Below are 867 nucleotides of genomic sequence, written 5' to 3' on the forward strand. Positions count from 1 at the left end.
TACGCCATGGACCGCGGCTACGCCAAGTTCAAACTGCTCAATGCGATCGATCAGCGCGGCAGCAGTTATCTCTGTCGCCTGCGCGATAACGCGAAGTACGACGTGCTGGAAGAACGCCCGCTGACCGACGGCGATCGCGCCGCTGGCGTGCTGAGCGATCAAACGGTTCTGCTCGGCACGTCGAGCAAGTTGGAGAATCGCCCCGATCATCTGGTTCGACTTGTCTGCGTGAAGTGTACGCCGCACAAGAATCGAACTGGCGGCAAGGTGAAAGGCTCGAAGGCGCCCAGCAGCGACGGCGTGCTGCGAATCGCCACGAACATGCCGTTCGCTCCGGCCGAAATTATTTCGATTCTTTATTCGTACCGCTGGACGGTCGAAATCTTCTTCCGCTTCTACAAGCAACTGATGGGTGGCGCGCATCTTCTTAGCCACAGCAAAAACGGGATCGAGATCCAGGTCTACTGCGCGATGATCGCCTGCCTGTTGATCCACCTGTGGATCGGCGGCAAGCCAAGCAAGCGGACCTTCGAGATGATCGGCTACTACTTCACCGGCTGGGCGAGCGAAGAAGAGATGCTGGCTCACATCGCCAAGATTCGGAAGCAAGCCGCCGCATCCGCGGACGAAAAATCGTAGCGAAGTTCTAAAGAGTCCGCCATCGAAGCGGTCTCTCGGTCGATGCTGCGCGGATGAAAAACCGAATGGTCGCTTGCACGGCCGGGTGGCGATGCGAGAATGCGTGAAGAGGCGGCGATGGGTTCAATTCGTTCATCGCGACGGGGCGTGCCGAACAGTATTGCCCCCGTCCCCTTTGACCCGTCCCAGGAAGAGAAAGAACCGCGTCCCCTTTTCTTCATCTAGTTA

General features: G+C 58.1%; 1 protein-coding gene. It reads left to right on the plus strand.

Annotated features, from left to right (window positions below; translation table 11 throughout):
- A partial coding sequence (locus tag C5Y96_RS08140; protein ID WP_114322166.1) for an IS4 family transposase occupies positions 1-639 on the plus strand: 639 nt, incomplete at its 5' end.
- Between the last annotated feature and the right edge of the window lie 228 nt (positions 640-867).

It is taken from the genome of Blastopirellula marina, from assembly GCF_002967715.1.
GTDB lineage: Bacteria > Planctomycetota > Planctomycetia > Pirellulales > Pirellulaceae > Bremerella > Bremerella marina_B.